The 21,281-nt window shown below is 59.3% G+C and carries 16 protein-coding genes; 4 read left to right on the top strand and 12 right to left on the bottom strand.

The window, feature by feature from the left end; translation table 11 throughout:
- Nucleotides 1–20 precede the first annotated feature (20 nt).
- Nucleotides 21–1,355 (bottom strand): dicarboxylate/amino acid:cation symporter, encoded by a 1,335-nt coding sequence (locus KGA85_RS28965; RefSeq protein WP_223456099.1) that lies wholly within the window; start codon nucleotides 1,353–1,355, stop codon nucleotides 21–23.
- 338 nt (nucleotides 1,356–1,693) lie between these two features.
- On the opposite strand from KGA85_RS28965, the gene KGA85_RS28960 reads away from it, so the two are divergent.
- Nucleotides 1,694–2,692, top strand: a complete 999-nt coding sequence (locus tag KGA85_RS28960) for an AraC family transcriptional regulator (protein WP_223456098.1) — start codon at nucleotides 1,694–1,696, stop codon at nucleotides 2,690–2,692.
- Nucleotides 2,693–2,774: 82 nt separating this feature from the next.
- Here the strand turns inward: KGA85_RS28960 and KGA85_RS28955 are convergent, their stop codons facing one another.
- The 4 genes from KGA85_RS28955 to KGA85_RS28940 all read right to left on the bottom strand — a co-directional run bounded on the left by KGA85_RS28955 (nucleotide 2,775) and on the right by KGA85_RS28940 (nucleotide 6,472).
- Nucleotides 2,775–3,530, bottom strand: a complete 756-nt coding sequence (locus KGA85_RS28955) for a polysaccharide deacetylase family protein (RefSeq protein WP_223456097.1) — start codon at nucleotides 3,528–3,530, stop codon at nucleotides 2,775–2,777.
- Between the two features lie 198 nt (nucleotides 3,531–3,728).
- The gene (locus KGA85_RS28950; protein WP_223456096.1) at nucleotides 3,729–5,075 is read right to left on the bottom strand and encodes an ATP-binding protein; all 1,347 of its coding nucleotides are present in this window, start codon (nucleotides 5,073–5,075) and stop codon (nucleotides 3,729–3,731) included.
- On the bottom strand, nucleotides 5,072–5,749 hold the full coding sequence (locus KGA85_RS28945; protein ID WP_008051507.1) for a response regulator transcription factor: 678 nt from the start codon (nucleotides 5,747–5,749) through the stop codon (nucleotides 5,072–5,074). Before KGA85_RS28945 ends, KGA85_RS28950 begins: the two co-directional genes overlap by 4 nt.
- A 120-nt stretch (nucleotides 5,750–5,869) precedes the next feature.
- Nucleotides 5,870–6,472, bottom strand: coding sequence for a porin family protein (locus KGA85_RS28940; RefSeq protein WP_223456094.1), 603 nt, complete (start codon nucleotides 6,470–6,472; stop codon nucleotides 5,870–5,872).
- Between the two features lie 146 nt (nucleotides 6,473–6,618).
- Here KGA85_RS28940 and KGA85_RS28935 point away from each other — a divergent pair, with 146 nt between their 5' ends.
- Together KGA85_RS28935 and KGA85_RS28930 are read left to right on the top strand one after the other, a co-directional pair.
- Complete coding sequence (locus KGA85_RS28935) at nucleotides 6,619–7,350, top strand: dienelactone hydrolase family protein (protein ID WP_223543573.1); 732 nt, start codon at nucleotides 6,619–6,621, stop codon at nucleotides 7,348–7,350.
- Between the two features lie 323 nt (nucleotides 7,351–7,673).
- Nucleotides 7,674–8,399 (top strand): 4'-phosphopantetheinyl transferase, encoded by a 726-nt coding sequence (locus KGA85_RS28930; RefSeq protein ID WP_223456092.1) that lies wholly within the window; start codon nucleotides 7,674–7,676, stop codon nucleotides 8,397–8,399.
- 58 nt (nucleotides 8,400–8,457) lie between these two features.
- Here KGA85_RS28930 and KGA85_RS28925 read toward each other — a convergent pair whose 3' ends face one another.
- Nucleotides 8,458–10,068: an ATP-binding protein gene (locus KGA85_RS28925; RefSeq protein WP_223456091.1), complete on the bottom strand. Its 1,611-nt coding sequence runs from the start codon at nucleotides 10,066–10,068 to the stop codon at nucleotides 8,458–8,460.
- The gene (locus KGA85_RS28920; RefSeq protein ID WP_223456090.1) at nucleotides 10,065–10,787 is read right to left on the bottom strand and encodes a winged helix-turn-helix domain-containing protein; all 723 of its coding nucleotides are present in this window, start codon (nucleotides 10,785–10,787) and stop codon (nucleotides 10,065–10,067) included. Before KGA85_RS28920 ends, KGA85_RS28925 begins: the two co-directional genes overlap by 4 nt.
- A gap of 741 nt (nucleotides 10,788–11,528) precedes the next feature.
- Between KGA85_RS28920 and KGA85_RS28915 the strand changes: the two genes are divergently transcribed.
- The gene (locus tag KGA85_RS28915; RefSeq protein WP_223456089.1) at nucleotides 11,529–14,423 is read left to right on the top strand and encodes a ribonucleoside-diphosphate reductase subunit alpha; all 2,895 of its coding nucleotides are present in this window, start codon (nucleotides 11,529–11,531) and stop codon (nucleotides 14,421–14,423) included.
- Nucleotides 14,424–14,532: 109 nt separating this feature from the next.
- On the opposite strand, the gene KGA85_RS28910 is transcribed toward KGA85_RS28915, so the two are convergent.
- From KGA85_RS28910 to KGA85_RS28890, 5 genes are all read right to left on the bottom strand, one after another.
- Nucleotides 14,533–15,738 carry an ISL3 family transposase gene (locus tag KGA85_RS28910; RefSeq protein ID WP_223456088.1) on the bottom strand — a complete coding sequence of 402 codons (1,206 nt, stop codon included), beginning with the start codon at nucleotides 15,736–15,738 and terminating at the stop codon, nucleotides 14,533–14,535.
- A 156-nt stretch (nucleotides 15,739–15,894) separates the two neighbouring features.
- Nucleotides 15,895–16,089 carry a hypothetical protein gene (locus KGA85_RS28905; RefSeq protein ID WP_223456087.1) on the bottom strand — a complete coding sequence of 65 codons (195 nt, stop codon included), beginning with the start codon at nucleotides 16,087–16,089 and terminating at the stop codon, nucleotides 15,895–15,897.
- Between the two features lie 572 nt (nucleotides 16,090–16,661).
- Nucleotides 16,662–18,038, bottom strand: coding sequence for an efflux transporter outer membrane subunit (locus tag KGA85_RS28900; protein WP_223456086.1), 1,377 nt, complete (start codon nucleotides 18,036–18,038; stop codon nucleotides 16,662–16,664).
- Nucleotides 18,039–18,043: 5 nt separating this feature from the next.
- Nucleotides 18,044–20,062 (bottom strand): MacB family efflux pump subunit, encoded by a 2,019-nt coding sequence (locus KGA85_RS28895; RefSeq protein WP_223534299.1) that lies wholly within the window; start codon nucleotides 20,060–20,062, stop codon nucleotides 18,044–18,046.
- Nucleotides 20,059–21,219 carry an efflux RND transporter periplasmic adaptor subunit gene (locus KGA85_RS28890; RefSeq protein WP_223456084.1) on the bottom strand — a complete coding sequence of 387 codons (1,161 nt, stop codon included), beginning with the start codon at nucleotides 21,217–21,219 and terminating at the stop codon, nucleotides 20,059–20,061. Before KGA85_RS28890 ends, KGA85_RS28895 begins: the two co-directional genes overlap by 4 nt.
- Between the last annotated feature and the right edge of the window lie 62 nt (nucleotides 21,220–21,281).

The raw sequence follows: 21,281 nt of genomic DNA, 5'->3' as shown, positions 1-21,281 counted from the left end.
GTTTTTCATCAGGACAAGGCTTACTTGGCGTTAGCCGGGGCTACCTCTTCGACGTGGCCCAAAACATCGTCTTTAGGCTCGTCGGCAATACCGCGACCGCCCGAGGCCAGCTCGGCTTGCAGCACGTCGGTGTCCAGTTCCTTGACCCACTTGGCCACAACGATGGTGGCCACGGCGTTGCCGACCAGGTTGGTCAGGGCACGGGCTTCGGACATGAAGCGGTCGATACCGAGGATCAGCGCCAGGCCGGCAACCGGCAGGTGGCCCACGGCGGACAGGGTGGCAGCCAGTACGATGAAACCGCTACCGGTTACGCCCGCAGCGCCCTTGGACGACAGCAGCAACACCACCAGCAGGGTGATCTGGTGCGTGATGTCCATGTGCGTATCGGTTGCCTGGGCAATGAACACCGCGGCCATGGTCAGGTAGATGGCGGTACCGTCGAGGTTGAACGAGTAGCCGGTCGGGATCACCAGACCCACGACAGATTTCTGCGCGCCCAGACGCTCCATCTTGATCAGCATGCGTGGCAGCACCGATTCCGAAGAAGAAGTACCCAGCACGATCAGCAGTTCTTCACGGATGTAGCGGATCATTTTCAGCACGCTGAAGCCGTGCAGGCGGGCGATGGAGCCCAGCACGACCAGGATGAACAGCAGGCAAGTGATGTAGAAGCAGGCCATCAGTTGACCCAGTTGCACCAGCGAGCCGACACCGTAGGCACCGATGGTGAAGGCCATGGCACCGAAGGCACCGATTGGCGCGAGCTTCATGATCATGTTGATGATGTTGAACATCACGTGGGCGAAGCGATCGATGAAGTCCAGCAGCGGCTTGCCGTAGGCACCCAGGCGATGCAAGGCGAAACCGAAAATCACCGAGAACATCAGCACTTGCAGGATGTCACCGGTGGCAAAGGCGCCGACGATGGTGGCCGGGATCACGTTCAGCAGGAAGCCGACGACGCTTTGGTCAGCACCGGCTGCAACATAAGCGGCAACCTTGGAGGCATCAAGGGTGGCGACGTCGATGTGCATGCCATTGCCCGGCTGCACGACGTTGACCACGACCAGACCCACCAGCAATGCGATGGTCGATACGATTTCAAAGTAAAGGAGTGCGTAACCGCCAGTCTTGCCGACTGCTTTCATGTCCTGCATGCCGGCGATACCGCTGACGACGGTGCAGAAGATGATCGGGGCGATGATCATTTTGATCAGTTTGATGAACCCGTCACCCAGTGGTTTAACGGCCACACCAAACTGTGGATAGAAGTGACCGAGTGCGATACCGATGATAATTGCAACGATCACCTGGAAATACAGGGATTTGTACAGTGGCTGACGAGTCGTCATTGCAAAGTTCCTCAAGGGTGCCCGGTGACAACATCCATCTGTTGCCCGCAACACCGCAATTGCGAACCCTCCTGCACTGGAGGGATTTGTTTTTTCGAGCTGCACAACGGCAGGCATCTGCTCGTTGTATCGCAAGGCCCGTGCCACCTTCCGCAAAATCCCTGCAAGCCTTTTGATATCCGGGGTTGCAGCGAATTCCCTGTCATCGAACGGTTACAAGCATGTGGCGGATTTCCGCCCTTCCACTAGAAGTCGTCCTGCTATTTGGCGGATATCCGCCCTGTTCATGCCCGCAGTGCGCAGCTACCATCCGTCGATCAACGGTCGGATCTGCTGCCATGCGCGAACGCACCATCGCCAGTCATTTCGCCCGCGCCGCCCTCGGTGGTGCGCGTCGGCACGGCTACGAGTATTCGGGCCTGCTACAGCAACTGGGAATCAGCCCCGAGTTGCTGGACGAGCCCCGGGCACGCATCGCTCCGGAGCAATTCACCCAACTGATCCAGGCGTTATGGCTGGCACTGGATGACGAGTACCTGGGGTTCGGGCAAGCCCCAAGCAGGCCGGGCAGCTTCGCGATGATGTGCCATGCCGTGATTCACTGCCGCAACCTGGATAAGGCACTCAATCGCGGCTTATTGTTTTATAGCCTATTCTCCGGGGCTCCGCGTTTGACCCTGAGCCGCGAAGATGAATGGGTTCGCCTGAGCCTGGACGACTCGCAGCTTTGGGACCCCGATCATTTCCTCAGCGAAAGCCTGCTGGTGATCTGGCACCGTTTCGGCAGCTGGCTGATCGGCCAGCGCATTCGCCTGGAACAGGCCACGTTCAGCTACCCGCGGCCCGAACACGGCGCCGAGTACGACCTGCTGTTTTCCTGTCCGCTCGAGTTTTCCAGCCCCCAGAGCAGCCTGCTGTTTCACAGCCGCTACCTGGCGATGCCGCTGTTGCAGGATGAACGCACCCTCAAGCATTTCCTCGAGCGCTCCCCCGCCGACCTGCTCTCGCGCCCGGATGATGGCGACAGTTTGAGCAGCCGCCTGCGGCGCTTGCTCAGTCGCGACAGCTCACGCTGGCCCGACCTGGAAGCCGTGGCCGCCCACCTGCACATCAGCCCGCAGACCTTGCGCCGGCATTTGCGGGAAGAGGGCTCGAGCTTTCAGGAACTGAAGGACCAGTTGCGCCGGGACATCGCGATTTATCACCTGAGCCGCGCTGACCTGTCATTGCAACAGATCGCCGAGCAACTGGGGTTTTCCGAGCCGTCGGCGTTTCACCGGGCGTTCAAGAAGTGGACGGGGCTGACGCCGGGGGCTTATCGGGCGCAGGAGAGCTGAGTTTCAGCACCCGCGTTGCGCAGTGATCACTGGCGTCCTTGCGAACACACCCGGAAATACCCCGCCCAGGTTTTGCGAACGCTTACCCTAAAGGCGGGATGATCAGTGACAAGCCAGGATAAATTCTATCTGGATGATCCAGCACCGACCTGTTCGCATTAAAGATCAGTAGGTACCTGGCAGCATCACCATAAAACTCTCTGGCAATTTTGGACAATGTATCGCCCCTGACAACCACATACATGTTCAACTGGCTGACCGGCGGAATCGCCAGTGTGGCCGGTGATTCGAAATCCACATCGCCCAGCAGTTTTATTTGTCCGATGAACCGGCCAAGATTATTGGCCGTGGTCGCGTGTATGTCATGCATCAGCACAATGGAGTTCTTTCTGTTCCTTATTTGCTCAACACCATGGGATACCCAGCCCCCCGGTTGGTAGTTGCTGTTCCAGTCCAGGGTATCCACGCTCCAGAGAACCTGCCGGTACCCCAACTCGGCGACAGTGCGATCGACCAGCGCATCGTGAGCGCCATAAGGCGGCCTCATGATCAGGTCCGGCTGCTGGTAGGGAGCCAGTGCCTGCTCCGTCATTTTGATTTGATCGATGATGGTGTCCTTGTCCTGGCCGACCAGTCTCAGATGATCGTAAGTGTGATTGCCGATCCGGTGCCCTTCGCCCAGGATGCGCTTGATACGCTCGCCTTGCCTGGCAACCAGATTGCCAACAATAAAAAACGTTGCATTGATATCAAACAGCGCCAGTGTTTCGAGCACGGTTTCGGTCTGGGTTTGCCGAGGACCATCGTCAAACGTCAGCCAAACTTTCTTCCTTTCCATTTTTATCTCCTTTGGTGGCTTGTAACGCTTCAGCCCCTATCCACTCATGCACCAACACAGGCTCTGCGTGTGCATGTCGTCTTTAAGGCGAGGCTTATTACCTGCCACCAAACGGCTGAACGCCAACAAAACATTGTTGCCGGTCGTTTAACGCTTGATACCTATAGCGGCCGGAAAAGACCACTATCAGAAACCCGTTCAAACCGCCGGAAAATGAATCCGGAACGCCGCTCCGCCCATCGGTGAATCGCCCAAGGTCAGCTTGGCGCTGTAGCTCTCGATGATGTCCTTGACCACCGCCAGGCCAATGCCCTGCCCCGGATGCTGGCGGTCCAGGCGCTCTCCGCGCTCGAGAATCCGTGAGCGCTGATCCTGTGGTACGCCGGGGCCGTCGTCCTCGACACACAACTCGGTGCCGCTGAGGGTTTCACGCACACTGATGCGTATTTCGCCCAGGCACAGGCGATAGGCGTTTTCCAGCAGGTTGCCCATCATCTCCAACAGAGCGCCCTGCTCGATCGGTACGTAGCACGGGTCGGGCAAATCGAACGCGACGTGCACGTGCTTGTCGCGATAGACCTTGTCCAGCGTGTCGCACAGGCTTTTCAGCACCGGCCGCAAGTGCACCTGATGACGTACCAATCCGCTTTTGCGCAGGCTGGCGCGCTGCAGCTGGTAGCTGATCTGTTGGCTCATGCGTTCGATCTGGGTTTGCAGCACCCAGGCCTGATCGCGATCCTCTGGACGCTGGGCCATGTCCTCACTAACGCCTTGCAACACCGCCAGTGGCGTTTTCAGACTATGGGCCAGGTCGTCGAGGGAATCACGATAGCGACTGCGCTGCTCACGCTCACTGTGCAGCAATCGGTTGAGGGAACCGGTCAGGCGCAGCAATTCCCGGGGATGTTCCTCACTGAGGCTTTCGCGGGTGCCACCTTCGATCTGGTCCAGTTCCTGGCTCAAGCGCCGCAATGCCTGCAAGCCCCAGGTCAGACCGATCCACAGCAACGCCAGCAGCACCAGCAGTGCCGCGCCAAAACCCAGATAGAGATTTTCCCGCAGACCTTCGAGAGTCAGCTCGTACTCGCGAACCGGTTGCAGCGCCACGATGCTGAAGGCCGCACTTTTGCCGCCGAGCAACTTGACCTCGACGTCGTAGACGAAGAACTCCTGGCCATTGGCTTCGCGGATCCGCGCAAACTCGCTGCCACGTCCGTCGTAGCGCGGCTTGTAATTGATGCGTTCTTCCTGGGTCGCCTTCGAACGCCAGACCAGATGCCCTTCACGGTCATAGATGTAGCCTAGCAATCGGCTGTCGGTGAGGTTGAAGCGCTCGTCGGGCAATTGCGCCGGCATCTGCAGGCTGTTGTTCTCCACCCGGGCGGCCGAGATCAGCGTAGTCACGTCGGATGCCAGGCGCTGCTCGATGGAGTCCTGCAGCGCCAGGCTGAAGGCACCCTGCATCGCCGGCAGCAACGCCAACATGAACAACACTGCCAACAGTGTGGCGGCGAGCATCAAGCGAATGCGCAGCGAACGGATCAAGTGCAACGCTCATTGAACAGGTAGCCCAGGCCGCGCACGGTGTCGATCGGCTTGAACCCGCCCGGTCCCTCCAGTTTGCGGCGCAGACGGCCGACCAGCACCTCGATCACATTCGGATCACGCTCGTCGTCATCCGGGTAGAGCTGTTCCATCAAGCGGTCCTTGGGTACCACTTGCTGATGGTGACGCATCAGGTATTCGAGAATACGGTACTCATACGCGGTCAGTGCCAGCGGCTGTTCGTCGAGAGACGCCTGCTTGCGATTCAGGTCCAGCAGCAATGGACCGGCAACGATGGTCGACTGGGTGAAACCACTGGAACGGCGCAGCAAGGCATTCAGGCGGGCCTCCAGCTCTTCGAACTGGAATGGCTTGACCAGGTAATCGTCGGCACCGGCGGCCAGGCCTTCGACCTTGTCCTGCCAGTTGCCGCGCGCAGTGAGGATCAGGATCGGGAAGCTCTTGCCACTTGAACGCAACTGGCGGATCAGGTCGAGCCCGCTCATGCCCGGCAGACCAAGGTCGATCACCGCCAGGTCAAAGTTGAACTGTGCGGTCTGATACAGCGCCTCCTCGGCGTTGGCCACGGACTCGACCACGTGGCCGCTCTCCGTCAGGCGGGTTTGCAGGTGATGACGCAGCAGCGCTTCATCTTCGACGACCAGCAGTTTCATAACGCTCTCCCGGGCAAATCAACATCTCCAGAGGCACAACGTCGCACCTCAATAGCTAACATGGCAACGCCGGATCAGTCACTCGGGCTGATCCGGCGCAGGCCGTTCACGAAACGCTTGTCAGAAAGCGTAGTTGGCGGACAGGTAAGTCTGGGCGCTGCTGGTCAGGTCCAGTGACCCCTGCTTGCTGCCGCCGCGCTCACTCATCTCGGTGCTGGCGTTGCTGCGCAGGTAACGGTAACCCAGTTCAACCGAGGTGTTCTGCGAAACCTGTTGCAGCACCCCCACCTGGCCACCGATGGCGTAGCCGATATCGCTGTCGCGGCTGAAGCCTGGCGACTCCTGAGTCATTTTGGTCAGGCCGGCCGTGGCGCCACCAAACAGCCTGGTGCTGCCGCCCACCGGGTAAAACAGATCGTAGCTGCCCAGGAGGTTTTCCTGACGCAGTTTAATGCCGTTGTGCGAGCCCGACACATTGTCGTAAGTGGCGTAGTAGCGGCCCTTGGTGTTTTGCTGGCCCAGACGAACACCCCAGGTGGTGTCCTTGCCGATCACGCCATCGGCGTTCGGGTGATTGAGGTTATCGTTCAAGGCGTGGGATTTTTTGACCTTGTCGCTGGTCTGTCCAAGAGTAAGGCTGGCGAAGTTGTCGTCGGACGCGAAAGCCGCGGTGCTTGCGCCCAGAACCGCGAATGCCAGAAGCAGTTTTTTGAATCCAGTCATTGGGGAGTTTCCTCATGTGCCGTTTGTTTTTTGGGTACGGGGCAAGGTTACGCACCGCGCCCTGAACTCCCCCTGAACACACTCTGAACCTGGGCTGAACCGGCCCGTCCCGAATCATTCGACACGTTTCAACAGGAGTTCCGACCATGCGCATGTTCCTCGCCGTCCTCCTGCTGGCCTTGAGCGGGCTCAGCCAGGCCGCCATCCAGACCCGGGAAATCCCCTACCAAAGTGCCGATGGCACGAAAATGATCGGCTATTACGCTTATGACGATGCCATCAAAGGCCCGCGCCCCGGGGTCCTGGTGGTACATGAGTTCTGGGGCCTGAACGACTACGCCAAGCGTCGCGCCCGGGATCTCGCCGGCCTGGGCTACAGCGCCCTGGCCATTGACATGTATGGCGATGGCAAAAATACCGAGCACCCCAAGGACGCCATGGCCTTCATGCAAGCCGTGGCGAAAGACAGTGCCGTGTCGAGCGCGAGGTTTCAGGCCGGGCTCGACCTGCTGAAAAAACAACCACAGACCGACCCGCATAAAATTGCCGCCATCGGCTACTGCTTTGGCGGCGCCGTGGTGCTCAATGCCGCAAGACAGGGCGTGCCATTGGCAAGTGTGGTGAGTTCCCACGGAGCGCTGGCGACCAATACGCCGGCGACGCCAGGCAGCGTCAAGGCGAAGATCCTTGTGGAACACGGGGCGCTGGACAGCATCGTCACCCCGGAAAACATCACGGCGTTCAAGAGTGAGATGGACAAGGCCGGCGACGACTACCAATTCGTCAGCCTCGACGGCGCCAGGCACGGCTTCACCAACCCGGATGCCGATCGACTGGGCCATGGCGACCATGGCGGACCGGACATTGGCTACAACTAGGCCGCGGATGAAAAATCCTGGGCGGACATGCAGGCGTTTTTCAAGAAGATCTTCAGCTGACACTCAACTATTGAGGAAAAGCACAGCTCCCTGTGGCGAGGGAGCTTGTCGGATCGCCGCACCGTCCCGCTCGGCTGCGAAGCAGTCGTAAATTCGGTAAACACCGTATGTCTGACAAATCTCGGTTGCAGGTTTTGGGGTGGCTCCGCCACCCAACGGGGTGGTGCGGCATTCCGACAAGCCCCCTCGCCACAGCAAGCTCCCTCGCCACAAAAGCCATCTGCCACTACCCAGCCTCAAGCCAACCCGGCAAAATGCCTGATATGAATTCAACCCCCGTCCTGCCCGTCTGCTGCACGCCCCTCGATGACCATTGGCCGCTGCCGTTTGTGCTGCCCGATACGGTCCTGCTGAGTACTCACTTCGATAGCGCCCGACTGGCCAGCGATGACTTTCAGCGCAGCGCTGTCGAAGCGCCGGCGAGCATTCAGCGCTCTGTCGCCAAACGGCAGGCGGAGTTTCTCGCCGGGCGGGTGTGTGCCCGGGCCGCGCTACAGCGACTGGAAGGCTTGAGCTTCATTCCGGCCATCGGTGAAGACCGGGCACCGGTCTGGCCTGCTCATATCGCAGGCTCGATCACCCACAGCACTGGCCGGGCCGCGGCGATCGTGGCGAACAAAAGTCATTGGCGCGGCCTGGGCATGGACCTGGAAAACCTGCTCAATGCCGAACGGGCCGAACGCCTGGCCGGGGAAATCCTCAATCCGCCGGAGCTACAGCGCATGGCGGCCGGTGATCACGATCAAAGGGCGTTGCTGGTCACCCTGACTTTCTCGGTCAAGGAAAGCCTGTTCAAGGCGCTCTATCCGATCGTTCAGCAACGCTTTTATTTCGAACATGCCGAAGTGCTGGAGTGGAGTGAGTCGGGTGAGGTGCGGTTGCGATTGCTCACTGATCTGTCCAGCGAATGGCGCAATGGCACCGAGCTGGATGCGCAGTTCGGGGTCAAGGATGGGCAGTTGTTGAGTCTGGTCAGCATCAAGGCCTGAAGTCTTTGGCGCCTGTCAGGCCTGCTCGCGATGGGGCCATATCAGACAACACGAGAGCTCAACGCTTCTCCTGATTGCGCGGCCAGCTCAGGCTGAAGCACGCCCCGCCCAGGCTCTTGCTCTTGCCGATCAACGCGCGCCCGTCATGCCAATGGATGATGCGTCGCACAATGGACAGGCCTAACCCATGGCCTCCAGACGCGCGGGTACGGCTGTCGTCGAGACGCAGGAACGGCGTAAAGATCTTCTCCCACGCTGACTCCGGCACCCCCGGCCCGTCATCTTCGATATCCACCCGGCATCGCTGCTGCCCCACCTGATAGCTGATGGTCACACGTGATTGCGCATGGCGCATGGCATTGCTCACCAGGTTCTGGATCGCCCGGTGCAGGTAGCGCGGCTCGGCCTCGACCCAGGCGTCGTCGTTATCGGCAGCCGACAGACACAAGCCCCGTTGCACCGTGACATCGGCACGCAACGGCGCCAGCTCTTCGATCACCTGATCGACCAAGGCATCCAGATCGATCCGCTGAAAGTTCAGCGCCGGCGAGCCCTGCTCCAACCGCGCGTAGGTCAGCATCTCGTCCACCAGCCGGTCGAGGTCCTCGATGTCGTGGTCCATGCCCTGGCAGTATTTTTCCAGGGCTTGCGGCGTGGTGGCCGAACCGATCATCTCCAGGCCAAAGCGCAGGCGTGCCACCGGCGTGCGCAATTCGTGAGACACCGCGCGCACCAATTCGCGCTGGATCGCCAGCAACTGCTGCAAGTGTTCAGCCATACCGTTGAACGCCGAGGCCAGCCGCCCCACCGAGTCCGCGCCGCGCGCCGGCACGCGGGTTTCCAGGCTGCCCTTGGCAATGCGCGTGGCGGCGGCCTCCAGGCCACGCAAGCGTCGCTCGAGCTGACGCACCAGCAGATAGACGATCAAACCGATCAGTGTCAGGCCCAGCGCGGCGATCAGCACCAGCCATTCTGGTGGATAAGGATTCATCTGATACAACGGGCCGATTTCCAGGACCCACGGCGTACCGACCATGCCGGCAAATACCCGGATCGAATCGCCCCCCTTGCCCAGCGCCATCACCGTGTCACCCTCGGACACCCGGCGGCTCTGGTCTTCGTCCATGTCCGCCTCGTCAACCGTGACCAGGCGCAGGTCGAAGCCGAAGCCCTTGCTTTCCTTCAATTGCGCCAGGCGCAAGGGCTGGTCGGCGACCGGGGTGCGCACCAGTTCATCGGTCAACAGGTAGATGGTCGCCCGGGCCAGTTGCTCGCTGATCTGCTGCACTTCCCCGGTGAGCATCAACTGTTCCTTGTCGCTGACCAGCTTGTAGACCTTCGCCGCGTGCGGCCCGGTCTGTTCCACCAATGCCTGACCGCGCAACACACGGGTGCGCTGGGTCAGGTCGAGGTCGGTCTCGGCAAAGGTTTTCAGCGCCAGCGGAATCCCCAGCAGCCGCTCCCACACCAGCAAGGCCCGGTGGCGCTCAGTCTGGTTCATCGGTTGCAGGTTGTCGGCCATCAGCGAGAACGTGCCGTGGGCCAGGCGCTCGCGGTATTGCTCGCTGCGCACCTCATTGAGCAGGTGCAACGCCAGCACACCGAGCACCGCCACCAGGATCAGCGCGGCGCACATGCCGCCATAGATACGCAGGAAGATCGAGTTCACAGGGACTGGTCTACGCAAGCCTCGGGAACGAACAGATAGCCTTTGCTGCGCACGGTCTTGATCAGCCGTGGATGCTCCGGGTCATCGCCGATCTTCGGGCGGATGCGCGAGATGCGCACATCGATGGAGCGGTCCTGACCGTCATAGCCAATACCCCGCAGCGCGGTGAAGATCTCCTCCCGGGAGAGGATGCGCCCGGCATTGGCCACCAATAGCCAGAGCAGGTCGAATTCGGCGCTGGTCAGCTCGATGCCGTTGCCCTGCAACCAGGCTTCGCGCAAGGCGTTGTCGACGATCAGCGGGCCGAACTGCAGGCGCCGCTGTTTTTCCGGGGGGACTTCGGGTGTTTCACTGCGACGCAGCAGCGCCTGGATGCGCGCCAGCAGCAGACGCGGGCGTACCGGTTTGCAAACGTAGTCGTCAGCACCCAGGTCCAGGCCGAGAATCTGGTCAGTATCATCGGTGCGGGCGGTGAGCATCAGGATCGGGCCGTCATATCGGGCGCGGACCTTGCGGCAAATGCTCAGGCCATCTTCACCGGGGAGCATCAGGTCGAGGATCACCAGGTCCGGTTGTTCCTTGATGATGCGATTCGCAGCGAGCGCACCATCCCCTTCGATCGATACACGCAGGCCATTGGCTTCCAGGTAATCGCGGGTCAGTTCGGCCAGTCGCTGGTCGTCCTCCACAATCAATACCTGCCAGGCTTCTTGCTCCACGGGTGACCTCTGCTTGCCAAAAACACCAATAAGGAAGGATCCACCCGTCTTTTTGTAATGATTCGGGGGGATAAAAATGTATACACGCTGGGCCGATTGTATAAACGTCGCCCGTCGAGAACACAAGCGGGTAAATGCGTTCGGACAACAGGGTTTTTTGTGATAGGGTTCGCGCCCTTAAAAATCCGCCCGGCCGTTTTCGATCGTTGAAAATCGCTGAAAAAAGGTCCGGTCCAGCAAGGTCGCGGCCTACACGCCGGTTCCCTCTTTCACACACAATTTACGCACAGGTTTATCCACAGGCAGTACGTTGCAATCGCCCCCCAAAACGCATTATCTTGTAGCCCGGCGCTAAAAAAACCCTAGATGTAGGGTTTTGCGCAAAAAAACCAAACACAAACCAGACACCAATTTCAAGCGCTTTTATTGCCTCTGTCCGGTTGAACCATACGTATTTTTGAAAGACCAAACCGCGCGTGCGGATGGCTACTGTGTTTCGGCCCCGAGTGGTGAAAACGGTACGGGTGTTGCAGTCCCAACTGTCACCTGCAAAGGACCAAGGTTTCAGGCCCAAGGCGTGAGACCAAAGACTTCGGCATGGAAGCGGCGCTCGATAAAGCCCCCTTCCTACTGTCCCGAAGTTGTTATGCCCGGCGCTCGCCGGTTGTAGTGCTTCAGGACGGAACGGTGGGCACCGTGATGGTGCCCAAACAAACATAGAGAATGTGGAGACACTCCCCCATGCAAACCGACACAACTCGCGAGAACCCGCAGGGCACCTTGCCGCAGGCCGCTGATTCGAATTCGGATCTGTCCGCCACCGCGCCTGGCCAACTGCGCGTGATCAAGCGTAACGGCACTGTCGTTCCCTACACCGATGACAAAATCACCGTCGCCATCACCAAAGCGTTCCTCGCAGTTGAAGGCGGCACCGCTGCTGCCTCGTCGCGAATCCACGACACCGTTGCCCGCCTGACCGAACAGGTCACCGCGACCTTCAAGCGTCGCATGCCATCGGGCGGCACCATCCACATCGAAGAAATCCAGGACCAGGTCGAACTGGCCCTGATGCGTGCCGGCGAGCAGAAAGTGGCTCGCGACTACGTGATCTACCGTGACGGTCGTTCGAAAGAACGCGCTGCCCACGCACCGGCCGAGGAAGCGGTCAACGCTCACCCGTCGATCCGCATCACCCGTGCCGATGGCAGCCTGGCGCCGCTGGACATGGGCCGCCTGAACACCATCGTCACCGAAGCGTGCGAAGGCCTGGAAGAAGTCGACGGCGACCTGATCCAGCGCGAAACCCTGAAGAACCTGTACGACGGCGTGGCCCTGAACGACGTCAACACCGCCCTGGTGATGACCGCCCGTACCCTGGTTGAACGCGAGCCGAACTACTCGTTCGTGACCGCACGCCTGCTGATGGACACCCTGCGCGGCGAAGGCCTGGGCTTCCTCGGTGTGGCCGAGAGCGCCACTCACCACGAAATGGCCGACCTGTACGCCAAGGCACTGCCGGCCTACATCGCCAAAGGTATCGAGTTCGAACTGCTGAACCCTGTGCTGGCCACCTTCGACCTGGAAAAACTGGGCAAGGCGATCAACCACGAGCGCGACCAGCAATTCACCTACCTGGGCCTGCAAACCCTGTACGACCGTTACTTCATCCACAAGGATGGCGTGCGTTTCGAACTGCCGCAGATCTTCTTCATGCGCGTGGCCATGGGCCTGGCGATCGAAGAGAAGCACAAAGAAGACCGCGCGATCGAGTTCTACAACCTGCTGTCGTCCTTCGACTACATGGCTTCGACCCCGACCCTGTTCAACGCCGGTACCCTGCGTCCACAGCTGTCGAGCTGCTACCTGACCACCGTGCCGGATGACCTGTCGGGCATCTACCACGCGATCCACGACAACGCCATGCTGTCGAAATTCGCTGGTGGCCTGGGCAACGACTGGACGCCGGTTCGTGCGCTGGGTTCGTACATCAAGGGCACCAACGGCAAATCTCAGGGCGTCGTGCCGTTCCTGAAAGTAGTGAACGACACCGCTGTAGCCGTTAACCAGGGTGGCAAGCGCAAAGGCGCTGTGTGTGCCTACCTGGAAACCTGGCACATGGACATCGAAGAGTTCATCGAACTGCGCAAGAACACCGGTGATGACCGTCGTCGTACCCACGACATGAACACCGCCAACTGGATCCCTGACCTGTTCATGAAGCGCGTCTTCGATGACGGCAAGTGGACCCTGTTCTCGCCGTCCGAAGTACCGGACCTGCACGACCTGACCGGCAAGGCCTTCGAAGAGCGCTACGAGTACTACGAAGCCCTGACCGAGTACCCGGGCAAGGTCAAGCTGTTCAAGACCATCCAGGCCAAAGACCTGTGGCGCAAGATGCTGTCCATGCTGTTCGAAACCGGCCACCCATGGTTGACCTTCAAGGACCCGTGCAACCTGCGCAGCCCGCAGCAGCACGTGGGCGTGGTCCACAGTTCGAACCTGTGCACCGAGATCACCTTGAACACCAACAAGGACGAGATCGCCGTTTGCAACCTGGGCTCGATCAACCTGCCGAACCACATCGTCGACGGCAAGCTGGACACCGCCAAGCTGCAACGCACCGTGAACACCGCCGTGCGCATGCTCGATAACGTGATCGACATCAACTACTACTCGGTGCCGCAAGCGAAGAACTCCAACTTCAAGCACCGTCCGGTCGGCCTGGGCATCATGGGCTTCCAGGACTCGCTGTACCTGCAGCATATCCCTTACGGTTCCGACGCTGCCGTCGAGTTCGCCGACAAGTCGATGGAAGCGGTCAGCTACTACGCGATCCAGGCTTCCTGCGACCTGGCCGACGAGCGCGGCGCCTACGAGACCTTCCAGGGTTCGCTGTGGTCCAAAGGCATCCTGCCGCTGGATTCGCAACAGATCCTGATCGAGTCCCGTGGCCAGAAGTACATCGATGTCGACCTGAACGAATCCCTGGACTGGGCACCGGTTCGCGCCCGTGTACAGAAAGGCATCCGTAACTCGAACATCATGGCCATCGCACCGACCGCGACCATCGCCAACATCACCGGCGTCTCGCAGTCGATCGAACCGACCTACCAGAACCTGTATGTGAAATCGAACCTGTCGGGCGAATTCACCGTGATCAACCCGTACCTGGTTCGCGACCTGAAGGCTCGCGGTCTGTGGGACTCGGTCATGATCAACGACCTGAAGTACTACGACGGTTCGGTGCAGCAGATCGAGCGCATCCCGCAAGAACTCAAAGAGCTCTATGCGACCGCCTTCGAAGTTGACACCAAGTGGATCGTCGACGCGGCAAGCCGTCGTCAGAAGTGGATCGACCAGGCTCAGTCGCTGAACCTGTACATCGCCGGCGCTTCGGGCAAGAAGCTGGACGTGACCTACCGCATGGCCTGGTACCGTGGCCTGAAAACCACTTACTACCTCCGTGCCCTGGCTGCGACCAGCACCGAGAAGTCGACCATCAACACCGGCAAGCTGAACGCTGTTTCCAGCGGCGGCAACCACGGTGACGACTCGGTCCTGGCAGCGCCTGCCGGTCCTGCTCCAGTTCCGAAGGCTTGCGCCATCGACGAGCCGGATTGCGAAGCTTGCCAGTAAGCTGAGCTGACTCAGGCGTTGCGAGACGCCTGAACGAAAAACCCCCGACAGACTTCTGGTTTGCCGGGGGTTTTTCTTTTGTTTTTCTGTCACGTATAAAAATGGTTCTTCACGGATTACCGGGAAAGACGCTCTTGATCTTCATGAAAAAGAATTCGCTGTCCCGGTAACCGTACGCCATCCGTTTGATGACCTTTATTCGATTGTTGATGCCTTCCAACTGGCCCGTATGCATCGGCCAGCGAACACGGCTGACGATGCCCCGCCAGTAACCCTTCAGTCGTTTGGCAAACTGGATCAGAGGCGGTATGTCGCTTTCATGCGCAAGGCGCAGCCATTGCTGCCAGGCTGATCGCCAGCCCCAGGCGGTGCTCGGTGCCCAAAGCGTTTTGAGTTCAGCCTTCATCAAATAGACCGTCATCAACGCTTGGTTGGCCGCCAGCAGATCCTCCAAACGGACCTGTTGCTCCGGCGTTTTCAGGTTCTGCGGGTTGCGCAGCAACAGCCATCGCGCCTGCTTGATGACCTTTCGGGCAGGCTTGTCATGACGTAGCCGATTCGCTTCGTCGACGCGGACTCGATCAATCACCTCTCGGCCATATTTGGCCACCACATGGAAGAGGTCGTAGACCACGCGCGCTTTTGGGCAGTGCTGACGAACCTCCAGGTCAAAGGCGGTGTTCATGTCCATCGCCACCGCTTCGATGCGAGCGCAACCCTCTGGCCCCAGCTCCTCGAAGAATGGCCTGATCGCCGCACGGCTGCGACCTTCGCCAATCCACAGCACTCGCCGGGTATCGGCGTCCAGCACGACGCTGGCGTAACGATGACCTTTGAACAGCGCGAATTCATCCATTACCAAGCGCCGTGGCTGCGCCTTTGGCAAAACACTCAACGCCGCTTGCAAGGCTCGACGCTCCAGCAACCGCACGCTGTCCCAATGCAGCCCGAACAGTTGAGCCACGTGTTTTGTGGGCAGGCGTTCGCAGGCTTGAATGACCGCCTCGGCCAGGCGGCGCGTCATGCGGGCATAGCGATCCAGCCAACTGACGGCTTCCATGCGTTTGCCACAGTCGCGACAACCGACACGTCGGAGCAACACGCTGAGGCGCACTGCTCGGCCGAGAATGGGCAAATCACGAATGACTCGCTGGCAGTACTCATGCGTGGTTGAACAAGGTTGTTGGCAGCCGCCACAGGAAGGAAACCGGGTGGCGTGGGGCGTCAGGTCGATCTGTAGAGCATCGCCATCGGGCTTGATGGTGACGACAGAAAATCCCTCCCAAAAAGGAAGGAAAGTATTAATATCGCGCATAAGAACGCCGGTTTGTTAGATGTGTTTGCTCGCACGAACATCATCAATCAAATCGGCGTTCTTGTTTCTGTGTTTCCCGGGATTCCGTGAAGAACCATAAAAAAGCCCCTTCCAGGAGAAGAGGCCTTTTTTACTTACTTAGTCGTACCGTACGACTTAACGGCAACCGCCATTATTGTAAGGACCGGAGAAGCGAATCCAGCCCGGCGCTTGCGGAACATTACTGCACATAAAGCGACCGGTCGAAGCCGATTGGTACTTCCACCAGGCGGCTGGTTTAGCCTGAACAGCAACAGCGCCAACCAGCAAACTTGCAGCCAAAGTAAGACCCAAACCCATACGCAGTGACATAACGACCTCCATTTCAAAAAGAACGTCCCCCCCTCAATCAGCAAGTTGGCACTTCGCACCCAATCACTCATTGAATTAGATACTTTAGCAAGAGCACTGCGATTCAGTACCCGTCAATTCATCAAAGACGAAAGCCGCCGCTATTAACTCGATCGACCATAGCCCTCCCCTCGTACGACAAGCCCTCAAACATGCGTAGACAGAGTACCAACTCAACACTTCGGCACTTGGCCGGCAACGTTGAAGTCAGGCATCAATACAAATGTCACACCCACATCAAAAGCTCTATCGACAAAAAGCCGAGCTATCATTTCACCCCTAATGAAAGAGCGCCCACCTTACGCCCCAACCCAACCAAAAACAACATCAATTGGCTAGCAACCATCCACTATCGATTAATTAAACAATAAAAAACAACACTTACACACAAACAAACCCCTACAACCTAAATTGCATAAAAACACCGGGCCATATCAATCAAACGAAACCAACTAAAACCAAACCCCGAACACAATCTTCCTTAATTGCAAAACCATCATCCCAATAACTTGACGTTAATACCGGAATAAAATTTAGTGGCCGAAGCCGCCCCCCAACGCGAGGTACAAGCCCATTTGCGCCTGCAATCGGTCAAAGCGGTTTTGCGCCAGAGTAATTTGCGCCGAGCGACGAGTCTCTTGCAGGTCGAGCCACTCCTTGATCCCCGTCTGCCCACTGCGGTAGCGAATCTCGGCCAACCCTTCAGCCTTGACCGCTGCCGCCAGGGCTTGCTCGCGCAGCGCTCCCTGATTCGCAAACTGTTCCCGCGCCGACAGGGCATCCTCGACTTCGAACAGCGCCACATAGACGCCTTGGCGGAAACCGATGATCGCGGCTTCATAGTCCACCTTCGATATACCGACAGTGTACTTGCGCACGTTCCACTGCAAAAAAGGCAGCGTCACGCCAACCCCCAACACGCCCGCAGGGTCACTCAGTAAATTGTGCAGCTCTCGACTACCTCCAGTGGTCAGACTGCTGGTAAGCGTAAAGCCGGGATAGAAACTTGCCCGCGTTGCATCATAGTTCGACAGTGCCTGGCGCAATCGCCATTCGGCCGCCTGCAGATCCGGACGACGATCAATCAAATGAGCCGGCAACCCCGCCGGCACGTTTGCCAATGTCGCCGCCGGCAATTGCTCAAGCTCGGAGAGCCGGTGTTCCGGCGCTCGATCAAACACAATCGCCAAGGCATTGCGCGCCGCTTCAAGCTGCTGCTGATAGTCGCTCAGTACGGCGCGTTGCGTGGCCAGCACCTGCTCGGCCTGGGCCTCTTCCAGGCGGGATGCCGCACCCGCCAGGCGCTGGGACTGCACTAACCGTAGAGTCTGCTCGGCGTAGCGGATACTCTCCCGGGCGCTGCTGAGCAGCTCGTTGAAAAGCCCGATGCGCCAGTACAGTCGGGCGGTAGTGCCGATCAGGCTCAAAGCACTGGCTCGCCGGTCATACTCGGTCGCCAGAGCTTCCCATTCAGCAGCATCACGCGTACTGGCCAGCCGTCCCCATAAGTCGACTTCGTAACTTATCGCCGTGTCAGTGGTGAACCGACGCGAACTCGAGTTGCCTGCGTGCAGTTTTTTGCTCCAGTCGGCCCCCAGACCAACGTTCACATCAGGGCTGATGCTGGTGCCGGTCAGTCCGGCCTGAAGCGTCGCACGGCGCACTCTGAGAGCGGCGACAGCAAGGTCGTTGTTACGCGCCAGCGCATCGTCGACAAGTGCATTCAGACGCGGGTCGGCAAACGTCTCCCACCAACGCTCACCCGCAGCCAGCGCTCGCCCATCCGAGGCGTCGCCAAACCAGTAGGCCGGCGTTTGCACCGCCGGTTGACGATATTCACTATGCAACAGAGAGCCGCAACCCGATAACCACAAAGGTAACAACAGCGCCGATGCCCATCTGGATTTCATGGACTTCATTCCCGGGCCAACGCATGGATAGGGTCTAGTCCCGCCGCATTGCGCGCTGGGATGTAGCCGAAGAGCACGCCCACCAAAAGCGAACATAGGCAGGCTGAAACCATCGCCAGCGCGGTGAATTCCATGACGATCATCTGCACAAAGTAGCCAAATACCTGACTGATCAATAACGACAGCAGCACGCCCAACAAACCACCCAACAGACACACGAGCACAGCTTCGATCAGAAACTGCTGCAGGATGTCAGCACGCCGTGCGCCGACGGCCACTCGAATGCCAATCTCCCGGGTTCGCTCGGTAACCGACACCAACATGATGTTCATCACGCCGATGCCACCCACCAGCAGAGAAATAAAGGCCACCGCGGAAATGAGCAATGTCAGGGTGTCCGTGGTTTTCTGCACGGCCTTGAGGATGCTGTCGCTGGGGTTGAAGAAAAAGTCCTGACGCCCATGGCGCGCCAGCAACAATGTTTGCAGGGCTTGCTCGGCGGCACCGCTGGCAATCTGATCCTTGAGCCGGACCTTGATCGAATTGAAATGACTCTGCCCCAGCAAACGCCCCATCACGGTCGTATAAGGCAAATAGACCTGAAGACTCGGCCCCGCAAATCCGTCATCGCGACTTTCCATGACCGCGACGACCGTGCACGGCATGCCGCCCACAAAGATCACTTTGCCCAGCGGTTGTTCCCATTCCTTGAACAGCCGTTGTCGAGTGTTGTGGTCGATCACCAGGGTCTGGCCGCGACGCGCGACATCACTGTCGCTGAACGCCACCCCCCTGGCCATGCCGATGCCCATCACCTGAAAGTAATCCTGACTGACGCCGTTGACCGACGCGTCGACGTGCTGGTTGCGATAACGAATCGTCCGACTACCGCTCACCATCGGTGAAACGCTGTCGACCCAGAACTGCGCCTGGATGACCCGTAGATCAACAGCCTGCAAGGTCCGGATAGAGGCGGCTTGCTCATCACCCCAGTCCTTGCCCGGATATACATCAATGGTGTTGGTGCCCATGGCGCTGATATCACGCAACACTCGAGTCTGCGCGCCCTGCCCCAGTGCGACCACCGAGACCACCGAAGCAATTCCGATGATGATCCCCAACATGGTCAGCAATGTGCGCATCCGATGGCTGCACAGGGAAAGCCAGGCCATCTTGAAGACCTCAATGAATCGGCGCCAATGCACCCCGCTCACATCGCGCACGACATGCTGCGCAGTGCTCGCGGGCTCGACAGCCCGCCCCGCAAAGGCTGTTTGGGCGTGGTTGACTTGATCGGCAACGATCTCGCCGTCACGGATTTCGATGATCCGGTCAGTGCACTTGGCCACTTGCGGATCGTGGGTCACGATAATCACCGTGTGACCGTTGCGATGCAGTTCCCGCAGAATCGCCATCACCTCCTCGCCACTGTGCGAGTCCAGCGAACCGGTTGGCTCGTCGGCCAGGATCACCGCACCGCCATTGATCAATGCGCGAGCGATGCTGACACGCTGTTGCTGACCACCGGAGAGCTGCCCCGGTCGATGCTGCAATCGCTGCCCCAGCCCGAGACGCTCAAGCAATGACCTGGCCCGTTGCTGGTGTTCGGCAAAAGGTTCGTCGGCATAGATGGCTGGAATCTGGACGTTGGCTTCGGCACTCAGGTGGGACAACAGATGAAAACGCTGGAAGATGAAACCGAAATGCTCACGGCGCAATGTCGCCAGGTCATCGCTGCTCATCTGCGCCATGTCGACGCCATTGATGCAGTAGCGTCCGGCGCAGGGACGATCCAGACAACCGAGGATATTCATCAGACTCGACTTGCCGGAGCCGGAAGGCCCGATGATCGCCACCATCTCTGCGGCTTCGATCACCAGGTTCACATCACGCAGAACATGAGTCCTGGCCTCATCGTCGGCGAACCAGCGTTGAACGCCTTCAAGTGACAGCAGTGGCAAGGTTCGTGAAGCCTCCTTCAGGGGCTCGACGTTCAAGCTGCCGACGTCGGTCACGCTGCTCATAGAGGCTCCAGCTCCTCACCGAGCACCACCTCGTCGTGTTCCTTGAGCCCGTCCAGCACTTGAACCATCAGGTCATTGCGCAATCCGGTCTTGACCAGCACGGTCTGCGGCTGGCCATCAACCAACCGACGCACCTCATAGCGGCCGTCGGCCACACGCTTGCCAAGTGCCGCCACCGACAGCGTCGTGGTCTTTTCAGCAGAGTTGAGCAACACGCTGACCTGCGCCGTCATCGACGTACGCAGCGAACGATCATCATTGGACACGTCGAACAATGCGTTGTAATACACCGCCGCATCGGCGCCCCCGGACGTCGCACCGCCAGCGCCTTGTGTCGAATCCTGGCGAGCAATGGATTCGGGCGCAGGCTCGACCGCGCGGATATGGCTTTCGAAACGCCGATCCGGGTCCCCCAGAATATTGAAGGACACTGCCTGACCGGCCTTGACTCGCACCACATCGGCTTCGGATATCCGCGCCTCGACCGTCATCCGGTCCAGCCGGGCGAGGATCAGCAACGTCGGCACACTTTGTGCGGAAACGACGGTCTGACCTTGCCTGGTCACTACGGCAATGACCTCGCCGTCCATCGGCGCGCTGATACGCGTATAGCCGAGGTTGACTTCGGCGATCCTGATTTCTATCTCTGCCTGGGAGATTTGTGCCGCCAGGGATGCCAATTCGGCACGGGCGCTTTGCAGTTGCGCCTCGGCCATTTCCAGATCGGCCCGCGATCCGGCCTCAGTGGCAACCAGGCTTTGCTTGCGACGAAAATCGAGTTCGTACTGACGAATCATCGCCCGTCGGGCTTTGTGTTGCGCCCGGACACTGAGCAATGCGGCCCGCGACTTGAGCAACTCATTCTGTGGCAACAGCGGGTCGATTTCGGCCAACAGCTGCCCTTGGCGCACGGTATCGCCCAACCCGGCCTTCAGGCTCTTGAGTTGACCATTGACCTGAGCGCCGACGCTGACTTGCTCAAAGGGCTTGACCACGCCGCTGGCCAATACGGTTTCTTCAAGGTTTTCGACGGTCACCGTGGTGGTCAGGTACTTCTTTGGAGAAGATCCCCAGCCCTGATGCCAGGCAAGCCCGACCAGCAAGGCAAAAAAGGACAGCGTCCCGAAGACGATTCGAGAGCGAGAAAGAAAAGCCATGAAGTATTCGTTGCATCCCTGTCAGTGGTTGGGCGAACCGCTCATTGGCGCCCAGGTCTTGC

This window comes from Pseudomonas sp. GL-B-12, assembly GCF_019955895.1.
Taxonomy (GTDB): domain Bacteria; phylum Pseudomonadota; class Gammaproteobacteria; order Pseudomonadales; family Pseudomonadaceae; genus Aquipseudomonas.
Note: the sequence above shows the minus strand (reverse complement) of the source record. Positions and strands in the feature narration are given on the sequence as shown.

What these genes read in the sequence shown, in the direction of transcription:
- KGA85_RS28965 (WP_223456099.1), bottom strand. Translation starts at nt 1,355, where the DNA reads ATGACGACTCGTCAGCCACTGTACAAATCCCTGTATTTCCAGGTGATC.
- KGA85_RS28960 (WP_223456098.1), top strand. Translation starts at nt 1,694, where the DNA reads ATGCGCGAACGCACCATCGCCAGTCATTTCGCCCGCGCCGCCCTCGGT.
- KGA85_RS28955 (WP_223456097.1), bottom strand. Translation starts at nt 3,530, where the DNA reads ATGGAAAGGAAGAAAGTTTGGCTGACGTTTGACGATGGTCCTCGGCAA.
- KGA85_RS28945 (WP_008051507.1), bottom strand. Translation starts at nt 5,749, where the DNA reads ATGAAACTGCTGGTCGTCGAAGATGAAGCGCTGCTGCGTCATCACCTG.
- KGA85_RS28940 (WP_223456094.1), bottom strand. Translation starts at nt 6,472, where the DNA reads ATGACTGGATTCAAAAAACTGCTTCTGGCATTCGCGGTTCTGGGCGCA.
- KGA85_RS28935 (WP_223543573.1), top strand. Translation starts at nt 6,619, where the DNA reads ATGCGCATGTTCCTCGCCGTCCTCCTGCTGGCCTTGAGCGGGCTCAGC.
- KGA85_RS28930 (WP_223456092.1), top strand. Translation starts at nt 7,674, where the DNA reads ATGAATTCAACCCCCGTCCTGCCCGTCTGCTGCACGCCCCTCGATGAC.
- KGA85_RS28915 (WP_223456089.1), top strand. Translation starts at nt 11,529, where the DNA reads ATGCAAACCGACACAACTCGCGAGAACCCGCAGGGCACCTTGCCGCAG.
- KGA85_RS28910 (WP_223456088.1), bottom strand. Translation starts at nt 15,738, where the DNA reads ATGCGCGATATTAATACTTTCCTTCCTTTTTGGGAGGGATTTTCTGTC.
- KGA85_RS28905 (WP_223456087.1), bottom strand. Translation starts at nt 16,089, where the DNA reads ATGTCACTGCGTATGGGTTTGGGTCTTACTTTGGCTGCAAGTTTGCTG.
- KGA85_RS28900 (WP_223456086.1), bottom strand. Translation starts at nt 18,038, where the DNA reads ATGAAATCCAGATGGGCATCGGCGCTGTTGTTACCTTTGTGGTTATCG.
- KGA85_RS28895 (WP_223534299.1), bottom strand. Translation starts at nt 20,062, where the DNA reads ATGAGCAGCGTGACCGACGTCGGCAGCTTGAACGTCGAGCCCCTGAAG.
- KGA85_RS28890 (WP_223456084.1), bottom strand. Translation starts at nt 21,219, where the DNA reads ATGGCTTTTCTTTCTCGCTCTCGAATCGTCTTCGGGACGCTGTCCTTT.